This is a genomic window from Streptomyces sp. NPDC007929 (assembly GCF_042959065.1).
Lineage (GTDB): Bacteria > Actinomycetota > Actinomycetes > Streptomycetales > Streptomycetaceae > Streptomyces.
In genome coordinates this window covers 902313-916684 of the sequence record NZ_JBIBKD010000002.1, presented here as the reverse complement: position 1 = coordinate 916684, position 14372 = coordinate 902313, and the positions used below count along the sequence as shown (strand labels likewise).

Annotated in this window: 10 protein-coding genes; all 10 read left to right on the top strand. The window is 68.9% G+C overall.

Annotated features, from left to right (window positions below):
* The first annotated feature begins 317 nt into the window (after nucleotides 1-317).
* The 10 genes from ACFZDE_RS08915 (at nucleotide 318) to ACFZDE_RS08870 (ending at nucleotide 14311) form a co-directional block, all read left to right on the top strand.
* The gene (locus tag ACFZDE_RS08915) at nucleotides 318-887 is read left to right on the top strand and encodes a hypothetical protein (protein WP_391198644.1); all 570 of its coding nucleotides are present in this window, start codon (nucleotides 318-320) and stop codon (nucleotides 885-887) included.
* Nucleotides 884-1900, top strand: a complete 1017-nt coding sequence (locus ACFZDE_RS08910) for a hypothetical protein (protein WP_391198643.1) — start codon at nucleotides 884-886, stop codon at nucleotides 1898-1900. Before ACFZDE_RS08915 ends, ACFZDE_RS08910 begins: the two co-directional genes overlap by 4 nt.
* Nucleotides 1901-1962: 62 nt before the next feature.
* A complete protein-coding gene (locus tag ACFZDE_RS08905) occupies nucleotides 1963-2619 on the top strand; it encodes a pentapeptide repeat-containing protein (RefSeq protein ID WP_391198640.1) in 657 nt (218 codons plus the stop codon).
* Nucleotides 2616-5204: a hypothetical protein gene (locus ACFZDE_RS08900; protein ID WP_391198639.1), complete on the top strand. Its 2589-nt coding sequence runs from the start codon at nucleotides 2616-2618 to the stop codon at nucleotides 5202-5204. The genes ACFZDE_RS08905 and ACFZDE_RS08900 overlap by 4 nt, the downstream gene beginning before the upstream one ends.
* Nucleotides 5205-5216: 12 nt before the next feature.
* Nucleotides 5217-6077: an Imm49 family immunity protein gene (locus ACFZDE_RS08895; RefSeq protein WP_390997511.1), complete on the top strand. Its 861-nt coding sequence runs from the start codon at nucleotides 5217-5219 to the stop codon at nucleotides 6075-6077.
* 54 nt (nucleotides 6078-6131) lie between these two features.
* On the top strand, nucleotides 6132-6422 hold the full coding sequence (locus tag ACFZDE_RS08890) for a hypothetical protein (RefSeq protein WP_391198637.1): 291 nt from the start codon (nucleotides 6132-6134) through the stop codon (nucleotides 6420-6422).
* A 16-nt stretch (nucleotides 6423-6438) separates the two neighbouring features.
* Nucleotides 6439-7821 (top strand): type VII secretion integral membrane protein EccD, encoded by a 1383-nt coding sequence (gene eccD / locus ACFZDE_RS08885; protein WP_391198941.1) that lies wholly within the window; start codon nucleotides 6439-6441, stop codon nucleotides 7819-7821.
* A 15-nt stretch (nucleotides 7822-7836) separates the two neighbouring features.
* The gene (locus ACFZDE_RS08880; RefSeq protein WP_391198634.1) at nucleotides 7837-8928 is read left to right on the top strand and encodes a hypothetical protein; all 1092 of its coding nucleotides are present in this window, start codon (nucleotides 7837-7839) and stop codon (nucleotides 8926-8928) included.
* Entirely contained in the window at nucleotides 8925-12896 is a 3972-nt protein-coding gene (eccCa, locus tag ACFZDE_RS08875; protein ID WP_391198631.1) for a type VII secretion protein EccCa, read from the top strand. The genes ACFZDE_RS08880 and eccCa overlap by 4 nt, the downstream gene beginning before the upstream one ends.
* Nucleotides 12893-14311, top strand: coding sequence for a DUF6177 family protein (locus ACFZDE_RS08870; RefSeq protein WP_391198628.1), 1419 nt, complete (start codon nucleotides 12893-12895; stop codon nucleotides 14309-14311). Before eccCa ends, ACFZDE_RS08870 begins: the two co-directional genes overlap by 4 nt.
* The last annotated feature ends 61 nt before the right edge of the window (nucleotides 14312-14372 follow it).

Below are 14372 nucleotides of genomic sequence, written 5' to 3'. Positions count from 1 at the left end.
AGCGCCCGCAAGACGCATCACCATTTCCCCATATCCGGAATGCCGGACTCCAAGCATTTTGGCGTACTTTGACCCACCCTTGACCGGAAACAAAACCGGTAGGTACGTATTCTGCCCTACGGTATGGGACCCACCGTTGACGTCAAACGTCACGCCGGTGAGACAGCCGGGATTCAGGCAGGGCGGCATGGCGAGGTGGGGCCACGTACGCCTACCGCTGCTGCCTCTGCGGCTGCCGCTGCCGCGGCGAGGGTGCGCCGACACCCGAGGCGGCCGGAACCTCCGAGCCTGCGGCGGGTCGCACGCGGGGGGGCATCGTGACGACCGTGTTCACGGCCATCCACCCCGACGGTCAACGGATCGCCGAGATCATCGGCTCTGGGCAGTTCAATCTGAGCGACGAGTACGGGCAGGTCGTATCGTCTCTGGGGGCAAACAGGGCGCAGATGTTCCGGCCAGGGGCCGACCAGCTCATCTTCGCGGATGACCTGGTAAAGAGCGGCGTTCCTGCGCATACCATCGACTTCGAGCAGAAGTACCCGCCCGGCGCCGATATGGACATTCGCATCGCCGACGAGTCCGGGGACGTCTATGCCTATCAGATGAAGCGCCTGAACAACCCTCAGGATCCAGTGGGTGAAATCACCAGAAACAAGTACTTGCTACAACTGGCGAAATCCGAAGCCGACCATCAGATAATGCTCGTGGACGGAGCTCGGGGGACACGTGCGGACTGGATGTCCAACGGCTCCTACGATGCCCTCATGGACATCCACCGTGGCGGGCAGGGGCCGAAAGGCGAGGGCATCACGTTCGTCATTCGTCTTGAGGACGGAACCCTCGTCGTCCCGCCCGGAAGCAAACTCGACCCCAAGGACATGCTGTGATCACCTGCCAACCAATCGGCGACTGGACTTGGGAAGTCACACCGGAAACCGGCGTTCTCCGGCCCGTGCGCGCCGCGGAGACCGCTCTTTCGGTCTGGCATGTCCTGGCCGGGTACGAGCTGGCGACTCCCGTGGGCAGAATCGTCGTTTCGGTCCGGTCGCTGAAAGACACGCGGGACGTGCGTGTCCACTTCGATGGTCTGAACCTGGAACCCGAGCCGCTGTCCCCCGGAACGGCTTTGTCGCGTGCGATGGCAGAGGCCGATTCCGTCCAAGGAGATTCGGTTGTCGGGGTTCGGATCGAATGCCCCGGTTACTGGCTCGAAGCAGGAACCAAACTTCGAGCGGAGAAGATCTTCACCATCGAGGTGGACATCTGGAAGGGCAGTCTGCTCGTAGTGACCCTGGAAACCTACAGCGATGCGTGGTTGACGGTGGATACTCGTGATCGTGAGCAACCCTCGGTCCACGCGGAGAACGCACCCCGGCTCGCCGCCGCGCTGGACGGCATTTCAAGCCTGCTGGGCACTGCTCCGACCCCGGGTGATCCGAACCGCCACGCGACTCCCACGGAAACGGGCTTCGAGGATCCGAGGATCGAAGGTCCCGCTTACGACGATTCCTGGGGCACGTTCGAGGTCCCGGCACGGTCACGTCTGCTCCGGTCCAGGATCCCGGCCTCCGAGGACGAGTACCAGGAGATCACGGAACACCCGGTGCGCTACTTCTCGGTCCAACGCGACGGACGGACCATGGGATATGTCTGGGCCTCTGTGGGGGACGAGGCTGCTGGCTTCGAGCCGCGGACCGCTGCCGGAGACGGGGCATTCGAGGTGGGTGCCGAATGGCTGCTACGCCTGCGGGCCGCTCACGGGCAGGGGCTCAGCGCTCTCGCAGCGTTGACTTGGGTAGCGCGGCGCGGACCGCGTCCGGAGGTCGGACTTGTTCTTGAGGAAACCCCCCAAGTAGCACCGTCCTTGGACGCCCTCGAAGAACTCTCAGGCCGGTACTGACCCCATGCCGGTGACATCGCATGGTGCGGCCCACAAGTAGGGACATGAAACATCACTTGGACATGAAGCGAAACGTCCGCACGATGCCGCCCAATACGGAAGCCGCTGCCGTCCTGCGGGAGTGGGTCAAGGAAGAGGACTCCCTCCTTGACGCCTCGGCCCTCGATCTGTCCCGGGCGGATCTGTCAGGTGCGGACCTCGCCATGGCACTTCTGAGCCAAACGGTTTTCCGAAGCACCAGACTCGTCGGCACCGACTTCTATCGGGCCCATCTGGAGGGCGCTGTCCTTGATGAGGCCGATCTCTCCAGCGCTTCGCTGGTCAAGGCTGAACTCGATGACGCCTCCCTGCGCGGCGCCACCTTGGACGACGCCAACCTGGGAAGCAGCAGCCTCTACGGAGTCGATGCCCGGTCGGCTCGCTTCCGGGCGGCGAAGCTCCATGGCGCTTCTCTGGTCGACGTCAGGCTTGAAGGTGCTGATCTCACCGCCGCGTCGGTGCGTGAGACGTCTTTGAAGGCAGTACTCGACGAACGAACCGTCGTACGAGGGCTCTCCGGCACGATCTTCGGCCCTGTGGTCATCAACCACGCAGGCAGGCACCGCGAACTCAGCGGACCGGACCTCGGTCAATGGCTGAACAGCCGCGGAGCGAAGATACGGGTCCTCGACTCCCGCTCGGGTGACATCACCTCGCTACGAAAGGCGGGCCGCCTGTGATCAAGCCGGATTCCATTCCGCTGTTCACCGGTGATCTCGGTCAGCTGGAACAGCACACAGACGCTCTGCGCAAAGAAGCGGACGGCATCCGCCAGGCCGGTGGCGAGGCGCATCGGCAGTTCCAGGGCCTGTCGGCCTTCTACCAGGCACCGGAAGCGGAGGATCTCTTCGCGTCCACCAAACCGGTGAGCGATGCCGCCGACCGGTTCGGGGACAAGGTCGCCACGGTGGCCGACGCGCTGCGGACGTACGCGGCCGACGTCGCCCCGATCGCCAAACGGCTGGAGCAGCTGCAAAGCCAGGCGGCCACGTTCGTCGCGGGCCTGAGGACCGATGACGGCGCCTTCGACGAGAACTGGACCGACGACGCCGACAAGGTCTCGAAGCACCAGGCCCTGATGCATGACGTGCACGTCGCGCAGGAGCAGTTCGCCGCCGCCGAGATCGCCTGCAACAACAAAATCACCGCCCTGGTCGGCGGCACCCAGTACGTGATGAACACCGGCGCCAAGCAGCTCATCCCCCGCGGCGCGCAACTCTACGGCTACAGCGCGGAGGTGCTGGATCAGGCCAAACAACTCCCCTGGGGCACACCGGTCACCCAGACCCACGACTGGTGGGACCCGGACGACCTCGGCTACTACGCCAAGAGCTTCTTCTGGGACGGCATCATCGTCGACAACGTCTGGGGCACCATCGACGGCCTCGCGACCCTGGCCGGCTTCCACGGCTCGGACCGTGCCGGCCAGGCCTGGGAGGGCCTGGTCCGCGCCATCGTCGGAGCAGAGACCTACCTCATGGAATCCGGCGGCCAGAAACCCACCGGGATCTTCGCCACCGACTTCGCCCAGGACAGCAAGGGCTACGCCAAAGAGTTCGCCAAGGGCTTCGTCGCCTGGGACATGTGGGAGGAAAACCCCTCCCGCGCAGCAGCCACCGTCGTCTTCAACGGCCTCACCCTCGGCGTCGGCCCCCTCAAAGCCGCCTCAGCGGGCAAAGCAGGCGCGGCAGCCAAGGTCGCCACCACGGTCGCGAAGGTCGGCGACGTGATCGACCCGGTCAGCGCCGCAGTCAAGGTGACGGGCCACGCCATACCCAGGATCGCTCAGGTCACAGAGAACCTGCGGGGCGTGAACAACGTCCCCGACCTGCGCGCTCCACACAGCGTCCTGGAGTTCTCGGACGCCACGGGGCGCTCCGTGCTGATCGTCGAGGACGGCAGGTTCCTGGTCCTCAAGGACGGCAAAGTCGTCAGCGACACTCCACTGCGGGAACGTTCCCTCGCAGCAGATGCCAAGCCGGGCCAGGCGGCGATGCAGGACCGGGAACTCGCCGGTGTCGGTGCGGCGTCGCGGGCGCCGGAGGCCAGTGCCGGCTATGGGGACAGTCATCCGCCGGGGGCGCGGCACGAGCGCCCTGTCGGGGGCAGTGGCGGGAGTACGCCGCATGGGGCCGGGGAGGCTAGCCACAGTGGTGAAGTTCCGCATGCCGGCGATTCCGGAGCGTCCGCTCCGGAGGCAGGGACGGTCGGCACCGGCCACACCGGCGGTGGCCCCGGTGGACTCGCGGGCGTGGGCCCTGACGACCTTGCCCGGAGCGGAGGTTCAGGAGGTACGTCCGCCTCGGATAATGCCGTCTCGGCCCAGGGCCCGGATGTCCCAGCTCGCCCGAGCTTCATGCGAGACGGAGACAACCCGTACGGACCCAGGGGTTCACTCACTCCGAGGCAGATCATGGAGATCCAGGTCTACCGCGCCAACCATGAGCCCGGATACCTCAAGCAGTATTACTACGAAAAGGACGGGCGGCGCCTCGACGTCGACCTGCCTGACGAGAGCGGATTCCCGCCGCCCCAGTTGGTGAAGGATCCCAAAAATCCGAGAGTCTGGATTTCGAAGGGAGATTCCCCGGCTCCGCTTCCGCCAAAGTATGTGCCCGGCGGAGACGTGACGCGCGGGCCGGGAACGGTCACAACGCCTGAGGCTGCACGTACGCTGGCCGACGCCGCCCAAAGGCGCCACGGCTCGGTCACAGCCGACACTCCCTGGCACGATAGAATCAAAGAGGTCAAGGCACGTTACAAGCTGGCCGCAACTCCGGAGAACCTTGAGGCGCTGAACAAGGTCAAGGCCGATCACGCTCCATTCCACAACCGGATGAGGCTGGACGCCGAGGCATATGGCGAGGCCATAGCCAAGCATCACGTAATCCCGGAGCACTATCCGGGGGCCACGTGGGAGAAGCTCGACGGCCCCAAGAACGGCAATGACCAGTTCGATCAGCTCTGGCGAAGAAAAGACGGCGGATTTGTCGTGGTCGAGGCCAAGAGCAACGTGGGCACGGAAATAGGCAAGAGGGACTTGCCAAATGGGGTCAGTGTCGCACAAGGATCGAAGGAATACTTCCTTGACATCTTGAACGAAATGCAGAAGCGCGGGCTCAATGGAAACCGCAACGAGGCCAAGCTGTACAAGGAACTGAAGACCGCCCTCAAACAGGGGAAGGTCGACTACATCCTCGTCAAGGGGAGGTCCAACGGTGGCGAGTACGCTGGTTACTACATGCGCCGGTTCGATTTGGGGTGACGGGAGACTTTGGTGACCGTGACGGTGGAACGGCACAGCAGGCCGCAGCAGTTGGACGATGCCGCTGTGCAGGACCTCGCCGACGAGCTGAAGGACAGCATCCAGGACCTGGGTCAGTCGCCAGCGCTGTTCGGTATGGCTCTGAACGAGGCGCTCCTGCTGGTCCAAGCGCGGGCTGAGACCAACCCGCGGGCCAACCTCCTCGAGACGTGGGAGGCCACGGTCAGCGCCATGCAGGTCGGTGAAGCGGCATTCGCTGCGGCAGCAGCCACAGAGGGAACCATTGAGCGCCGCATCGTCGACGAGGTACGCACGATCCCGGCAACCGGACCTCAGCCCTACGCCAACGCGGGCAACTGGTTGACGTCGCTGTGGTTCGTGATCGTATGCCGCGACCAGGAACGCATGACACGGATGTGCCGGGTTCCCATTGAGGCCCTACGCGCTTCTGGCGCCCAGGGCGACGAGTTCGCCTACCACTGGGTCGACGCATTGCAGACCTACTGGCTCGAAGAGCCGGGGCTCCTCGAGAAGTTGACGGCCGCCATCGAGTCGTCCCACCCGGAAGTGGCGACGATCGCCGCCAGGGATCTGCTCCAGAACGTCCTCTACCCGCCGATGAACCTGTTCCACCTCTTCCTGCGTAAGGACCACGACGGATTCAATGCGGGGTTGGCCGAGGCTTTGGAGTTGCATAAGGCCTACTGGACCGCTACCGAGGATCGGGCGGCCGATCTCGCCGGTTCTCTCGCCCTCGGTCCGCTTGCCATGGCTTGCCTCGCCTACGATGCGGGCTTCCCCATCGAGGTCGAGTCCGAGTACCTGCCCCATCACCTGCTGCGGCGGACCTGGGTGGGCGAGTTCCCCGTCTGAGACGTAGGCGAGCTCGGATGCTGAATCCCCCGTAAGAACAGGTGACCGAAGACCGTGACAGCCCAGGACTACGACAGCCAGCTCCTCGAATCGGTCTCCGTCCGCCGCCGTCGCCTTCGCGACGCACTTCTTTTCGGGGCGCAGCGGCAACGGCGGTCTCTCGATGAGCGGGTGGGGAAGGTATTCGCCGGCCTGGTGATCGCAGCGGTGATGTGCGCCGGGTGTGTGGGCTGGTCGTTCGTGTCGCACAGGGTCATCGGGAAAAGCCCGTACGGGGCGTCTGTGCCGTCCTCGGGTCACAACTCCCCCAGCCCTGCCGCCCCCTCCGCCTCTTCTTCTCGGTGATAGGTTCGAACGCGTGATGTCCACGGGGTCCTTGAGTCGTTCGGCGGCCAACAGCCGTACGGCGCTCAGCCGGGTCACCCTGGTCGGGGAGCGGCGTCGGGTCGATCTCGTGCTGCCTTCGCGGGAGCCCGTCGGGGTTCTGCTGCCGGAGGTCATGCGGCTTCTGGACGACCGTGTCGGGGGCCGACCCGAGTTGCGGCATCTGGTCACACCGGACGGCTCCGCGCTCGCGCACGACAGCACCCTGGAGTCGGCGGGCGTGGCCGACGGGGCCGTGTTGCGGCTCGTGCGGGCGGAGGACGCCCCCTCCGCGCCCGTCGTCCATGACGTCACCGACGAAGTCGCCGACGACCTCGGCGTGCGGCCGTGGCGGTGGCAGCCCTCGGCGCGGCGTGTCGTCGCCGGGTGCGCGACGGTCCTGTGGGCCTTGGCCGCCGGGTTCCTGGCCCGCGGCTCCTTCGCCCTGTCCTCGGTAGGCACTGGGGCTCTCGTCATTGCCGCGGCATGTGCCTTGGCCGGTGCCCTCCTTGGGCGGGCCCGGCGGCAGGCGCTCGCTGCCACCCTCATCGTCACGGCCGCGTCCCTGGCCGTGCTGGGCGCCTGGAGCTGCGCCGACGCCCACCACTGGGGCGGCGCGGTGCGACTGGCCTGCGTCGCGGGTGCCGTCACGCTCGCCCTGCTGCTCGCCGGGTGGTTCACACCCCTCGGACGCGGGGCGCTGATCGGTGCCGGGGCCGTCGCCGGTTGTCTTGTCGCGTGGGAGGCAGCTCTCGGGCTGCAGGGCGGGGCAGGCACAGTAGCAGAGCAAACCCGGGTGGGCGCGCTCCTCGCCGTCGTCTCCGTCGTCACCCTCGGGGTGCTGCCGCGGCTCGCGCTGATGGCGTCGGGGCTGACCGGACTGGACGACCGGCGTACGGGCGGGGCGTCCGTCAGCCGATACCGAGTGGGCACCGCACTCGCGGCCACCCACCGCGGCCTGGTGCTGGCCACCGTTGCTCTCGCCGCCTCCGCCGGTGCGGCCGGTGTGCTCGTGCTGGGCACCGTGTCGGTGTGGAGCGTGCCGCTCGGCATCACCGTCATGGTGGTGCTCGCCTTGCGGGCTCGGGCCTATCCGCTCACCGCCGAGGTCGTGGTGCTGCTCGCCGCGGCGGCCGTGGTCGCTGTGCGGCTCGCCGTGGTGTGGGGTGACCATGCCTCGGCACCGGCAGGGCCTGTCGCCGTGCTCGGGTTGCTCGCCGTCGTGCCTCTGGGAGTGCTGGCCGTGGAGCCGGCCGAGCATGTGCGGGTGCGGCTGCGGCGCGCCGGTGACCTGCTGGAGTCCGTGGCCGTGATCGCCCTGTTCCCGTTGGTGATCGGTGTGTTCGGGGTGTACGGGCGGCTGCTCGGCACCTTCGCGTAGGACAGGGTGACCGGAGTGACAGGAGGCGGGGACTGGCAGCACGACGTGCTGCGCGAACTCACCGGCCCGGAGCCGATCTCCGTGCCCGAGCACCCGGCAGTCCAGGCTGCCGTCTCCGACACACCTGACTCCACGCCTCCCCCGGCACCGGCCTCCCCCCGGACGCCCGCTCCTCAACTCCCGGTCCCGGCCCCCGAATCCCACCCCACCGTCGACCCGCGCCTCGCCATCGCTCTCGGCAACCCGCAGCACGGTGACTCGGCTGCTCGCCGGGCCGGTGCGTCACTGCGACGCCTCACCGCCTCGGCCGGACAGGAGGTCGCCGAACAGACGCGGTTCGCCGAGGAGTTGCAGCACCCTGTCACCACCGGACGCGTCATCGCCGTCACCTCGATCCGCGGCGGCGTCGGCAAGTCCACCATCTCGGCGCTGCTGGGCCGGACCTTCAACCACTACCGGCACGATCCGGTGCTCACCCTCGAGGCCGACGCGGCCCTCGGCACGCTCCCGGTGCGGATGGGTGCGGACACGGTGCGCTGGTGCTGCGCCGACCTCGCCAGGATCCTGACGCCGTCGATGCAGCTCACGGACATCACGGGCTACCTGGTGCCGGTGGCCGACGGCGGCTGGCTGCTGCCCGCGAGTCAGGGACGGGTCGGCGCGCCCATGGACATGCGCACGTACCGGACGGTGACGCTGGCCCTGCGCCGGTACTTCGCGGTGACGGTGGTGGACTGCGAGACCTTGCCCGGCGAGGTGGCGCGCACGGCGATGGACACCGCCCACGCACGTGTCGTCGTCGCCCCCATGACCGCCGAGGGCATCCACGGCACCCGCCAGGTCCTGGACTGGCTGGGTCAGTTGCCGCACTCCGCGCTCGCCACCACCGTGGTCGCCCTCAGCGCGAGCTCTCCCGACACCACCCTCGACCCGAAGTCGGCCGCCGCGCACCTGCGCGAGCCCGGCGTTCCCGTCGTCCTGCTCCCCTACGACCGCCATCTCGCCCAAGGAGGCCCCATCCACACCGCCATGCTGGGCCGGAGCACCCGGGACGCGGCCGTCCGCCTGGCGGCCGAGGTGATGCGGCGGGCGGTGAGGGTGCGATGACCCAGCAGGTGATCCACCGGCCCGCCCGCAGCACCCGCCCCCTCGATCCCGCCGCACCCCGCACCATCGAGGCACCTCCGAACCTCCCGGAGGGCAAGGTCGGCAACGCCGCCACCGCTCTGCTGCCCATGGCCGGTGTCGTCAGTTCGGTCGTGCTGATGACCGTCATCCGCAACAGCCAGTTCGCGGCGATCGGCGCGCTCGTGCTGGTCGTCGCCCTGCTCGGAGCGGTGGCGCTGTTCCTGTCCCAGCGTGGCAAGGCGCAGCGCACCCGGCGCGTGCAGCGTGAACGCTATCTGGAGTACCTGGAGGAGCTGCGCGAGGAACTGGGCGCCGCGGAGCGGGAAAGGCGGCAGGCGGCACGCGAGCTGAACCCGCCGCCCGAGGCTCTGTACGACGTCGTCCGGGATCCCGCCAGGCTGTGGGAGCGGCGGCGGCCGGACGCCGACTTCCTCTCGGTCAGGGCCGGAACCGGTGACGTACCGGCGCATGAGCTGACCATCGCCCAGAACAGCACCGGCGGCGTCCTCACCCCACCGGACCCGTTCATGCTGAACGAGGCCCGCGCCCTGCAGGGTCGATTCGGAACGGCGACGGACTTCCCGCTCACCGTGCCGCTGGACCGGGCCGGGAACGTCAGCATCATCGGTGACCGGGACGGCGTCCTCCGGGTCGCCCGGGCGCTGCTTCTGCAGACGGTCGTGACGCACGCGCCGGAGGACCTGGCCGTCGCCCTCGGCACCGGCGACGAGCCGGAGTGGGCCTGGACCAAATGGCTGCCCCACGTTCTCGATCCACATACGTACGACGGCCCGGTCGCCGCCCGACGCATCGCCTCCGGCCTCGCGGAGTTGGCCCGGCTGTGCGGCCCCGACCTGCGGCAGCGCGCCGCCTACGCGGCCGAGGTACGCCGCGGACTCTCCGGCAGGACCAAGGACGCGTTGCGCCTGGCCTCCCGCATGCTCGTGATCAGCGACTCCTACGGCGGCAACGCGGCAGAACTCCCGCGCCCCGACTCGGCGATCGGGCTGCCGGCGATGGGTGTCACCGTGCTGCACCTGCTCCAGCAGCAGGTGCACGAGCCCGATCAGGTCAGCGTGCGCATCACCGTCGACGGCGACCGAGTCACCGTGGACGACCTGCGCGGGAACACCGGACGGGGAACGGTCGACGCGGTCACGACCGCGGGCGCGGAGGGGATCGCCCGCATGCTGGCGCCCCTGCGACTGTCGGCCGAGTCGGTGGCCGAGGGAACGCCGGTGTCCGGCCCGGTCGACTTCCCCGCGCTCCTCGGCATCGACGACCCGGCCGACCTCGACCTGCGCCGCCTGTGGGGGCCACGCGGCGAGCGGGACTTTCTGCGTGTCCCCCTCGGTCTCACCGACCGCCACGAGCCGGTGCTGCTGGACCTGAAGGAGTCCTCGCAGCTCGGCATGGGCCCGCACGGACTGTGCGTGGGCGCCACCGGCTCCGGCAAGAGCGAACTGCTGCGCACCCTCGTCCTCGCCCTCGCGGCCACGCATTCACCCGAGGACCTCTCGCTGGTGCTGGTCGACTACAAGGGCGGCGCGACCTTCGCCCCCTTCTCCGAGCTCCCCCATGTGGCCGGTGTGATCACCAACCTGGAGAACCAGGCCGGGCTCGTCGAACGCGTTCACTCCAGCCTGGCCGGCGAGGTCAAGCGCCGCCAGCAGGTCCTCAAGGACGCCGGGAACATCGCGGACATCGGTCACTACGCCGCTCTGCGCACCACAACCCGCCCCGACCTGGAACCTCTCCCCCACCTCTTCGTCGTGATCGACGAGTTCGGTGAACTCATCACCGCCAAGCCGGACTTCATCGACCTGTTCCTGTCCATCGGCCGCATCGGCCGCTCCATCGGCGTCCATCTGCTGCTGTCGAGTCAGCGGATCGAGGGCGGCAAGCTGAAGGGTCTGGACACCTACCTCTCCTACCGGCTCGGCCTGCGTACCTTCTCCGCCGACGAGTCCCGCACCGTCCTCGACACCACTGACGCCTTCCACCTCCCGCCCCTGCCTGGCTTCGGCTACCTCAAGGTCGACACCTCCACCTACGAGCGCTTCAAGGCCGGGTACGTCTCGGGCCCCTACCGCGGACCTGCCCAGCGCGATCAACAGGACGACAGGCCGCTCGCCCACCTCTACCCGGCGTACAACGCCCCTCGTGAGACCGAGGCGGTGGAGGAAGCCGTCGCCACCCGTCGGGAATCCGGCCCGACCGTCCTGTCCGTCATGGTCGGCCAACTGGCCACCGCGGCGCCGCCGGTACGGCGCATCTGGCTGCCCCCGCTGCCGGACGCCATCACTCTCGACAGGGCGGCCGGCCCCCTGCGAGCCGGCACCGACGGCGTGCGCCTCACCCGCACGAGCGGGCCGATGAACGTTCCGCTCGGCATCCTGGACGATCCCGCCCGGCAATGGCAGCAGCCGTGGCAGCTGGACCTGACCGTCGCCGGCGGGCACGCGGCCGTCATCGGCGGGCCGCAGTCCGGCAAGACCACTCTCCTGCGCACCCTCGCCCTCTCCCTGGCCCTCACTCACACCCCGTACGACGTCGTCGTGTACGGCCTCGACCTGTCCGGCGGCGGCCTGTCCGCCCTGGCCGGACTGCCGCACGTCGGCGGTATCGCCTCCCGCGCCGACCACGAACGGGCCGCCCGCACGGTTGCCGAAGTGCACGGCATGCTGGCGACACGCGAGGAGATCTTCCGCGAGCACGGCATCGACTCCGTCGACCACCTGCGCCATCTGCGCTCCGCGGGGCGATTGCCCGAGCTGGCCGCCACCGACATCGTGCTGGTCGTCGACGGCTTCGGGGCACTGCGCGAAGAGTTCGCCGACCTCGACGACGCGGTGGCCGATCTGCTCAAGCGCGGCGGCGGCTACGGTATCCACGTCGTCGCCGGGATGCTGCGCTGGAACGACGTCCGCATAGCGACCCAGTCGATGTTCGGCACCCGCGTCGAACTCCGTCTGAACGACCCGGCCGACTCCTCCATCGACCGCAAACTGTCCGAGACGCTCGCTCCCGACGCCCCCGGCCGCGTCCTCACCGACGGGAAGCTGTTCGCGCAGGTCGCACTGCCCCGCATCGACAACCGGCCGGAGACCGGCGGCCTGGGACCGGTTCTCGAACGCGCCGCCCGCACCATCCGCGCTTCCTGGCACGGCGAACTCGCCCCGCCCGTACGGGTGCTGCCCACCCGCCTGCCCGCGGCCAAGCTGCCGTCACCGGCCGCCGAACCGACGACGATCCCCGTGGGCGTCGACCAGGAGACCCTCGCACCGGTCCTGCTCGACCTGTTCGGAACGGACCAGCACCTGTTGGTCCTCGGCGACAACGAGTGCGGCAAGACCAACCTGCTCAAGCACATCGCCACCCAGCTCGTCGAACGGTACGGCGACAAGGAACTCGTCTTCGGCGTCTACGACCCCCGACGCGGCCTGCGCGGTGTGGTCCCCGAGCCCTACCGCGGCGGTTACGCCCACAACTCCAAGCTCGCCCACGCACTGTCCACGGGCATCGTCACAGAGCTGGAGAAGCGCCTGCCGGAGACGGCGGACCCCGACGCTCCCGAGACCGGCGAGCCCGCTTTCACCGGGCCTCGCATCGTCATCCTGGTCGACGACTACGACATCCTCACCACGGCGGGCCAGCAGCCCCTGGCACCCTTCCTGCCGTACGTCTCCTCCGCGCAGGACATCGGTCTGCACTTCGTCATCGCCCGCCGCACGGCCGGCTCCTCGCGCGCCCTCTACGAACCCCTCCTGACCACGCTGCGCGAAACCGGGACCACCGCCCTCGTCATGACCGGTGATCGCACCGAAGGCCAGCTCTTTCCCGGCCTGTACGCGTCCCAGCAGCCGCCCGGCCGGGGCACGCTCGTCCGCCGCGGACGCCCCCACCAGCTCATCCAGACCGCTCTCGCAGACGAAGAAGGCCCGTGACCAAGGACGTCATCGCTCTCACCCCCCAGATGCCGGACCTGCCCACCCTGCTCGCGGGCCTGTATGCCGGCGGCCCCGACCTCGGAGTGAACACCACGGCCGAGGGCGCGGTCGTACAGCTCTGCGCCCCCGACGGCCGCCCCCTGGTCTCGGTCGAGGCACCCGTCCTCGTCCAGGTCCCTGGCGAGACCACGCGTCTGCTGGACCACGTGGTCGCGGACGGGCCGGTGTGGTGGACCGAGGCCCGCGCCTCCACCGCCGTTGCCGAAGCCGAACGGCTCGCGGGTTCCTTCGCCGGACGACTGGCCACCGTGCTGGGCGGGACGGTATGGCCGCCGGAGGCCGCCACCACCGATGTCGTCCCCCTCACCACCGAGATCTCCGCGATCCCGGCCCCGGCCACCGGCAGCCCCGCCGTGGACGTGCTCACGGCCTCCACCGCCGTGGTCATCCAGGACCGCCCCCTGATCGCCATGACCAGCTGGCTCTCCGACGCCCTGCGCACCGCGGCCGGCACCGACCGCGCCCTGCAGATCGTCACCCCGCCCACAGCGCGCCTCACCCTCCCCACCCGCACAGCGCTACGCGGCCGGCCCAACCGCTGGGTCGTCCAGGACCCCGAGCAGGGCTACTACGACGGCTTGTCCGGCGCCGTACTCCACTGGAAGGACGGCACCTTCACCCCCGTACACGACGGGCAGGGCGCCACCAGAGTCGCCGAGGCCTTCGCGCCCCTTCCCGACACCGGTGAGCGCCAGCTGATCCTCACCCTGCGCACCCGCCATGCCGCCGACGAGACCCTGGTCCTCGGCCACGCCGTCGAGACCGCCTTTCGCCGGCTGACCGGCGCACCGCCCGCGGGCTGGAGCACCGCCGAACCGGTCAACCTTCCGTGGTCCACCCGCCAGTTGACCGACCTGGCCCGCTCGCGCGCTCCTCGACCCACCTGGCTCGTCGTCGTCGGTCAACCCGACCGGCCCGCCTTGGCAACCGTCCGCGTGCTGCGCACACCGGCCGGGGTCGAGGAGGACATCACCCTTGCCATCGGTTACGGCGAAGATGAGCAGCCGCCCTTGGACGCCGTCGAGGAACTCGCGACCGCACTCGGCACCGGGCACCGCCTCGTCACCCTGCTCACTTCACTGCGCGCGGCCCGCCGCGACCTCACGGTGCCGCCGGCCCTGGAGGCCCCGCCCGTACCTGTCGCATTCACGCTCGGCAGCGACGAGACCGAGGCCATCGATCGTGCCCGTACCGGGCATCGGCCTCGGTGCCCCACACCTACCCGCGTCGGCCTGGAGAGCAGGCCGGCTCTTCACTACTCATGGGGCGACGGAACCGACCCCGACGCCTGGAGCACGCTCCAGCGCCTCATCCGCCACCTGTTCACCCCACGGCAGACTGAACGGAAGTGACCGTCAGGCCTTCCTTCAGCAGCAGACGAGTCGGGCTGTACGCCGGGTTATGTTCCGCTCA

Bases quoted from the DNA above. Each gene is read 5' to 3' on its own strand.
- eccCa (WP_391198631.1), top strand. From the start codon at position 8,925: ATGACCCAGCAGGTGATCCACCGGCCCGCCCGCAGCACCCGCCCCCTC.
- ACFZDE_RS08905 (WP_391198640.1), top strand. From the start codon at position 1,963: ATGAAGCGAAACGTCCGCACGATGCCGCCCAATACGGAAGCCGCTGCC.
- eccD (WP_391198941.1), top strand. From the start codon at position 6,439: ATGTCCACGGGGTCCTTGAGTCGTTCGGCGGCCAACAGCCGTACGGCG.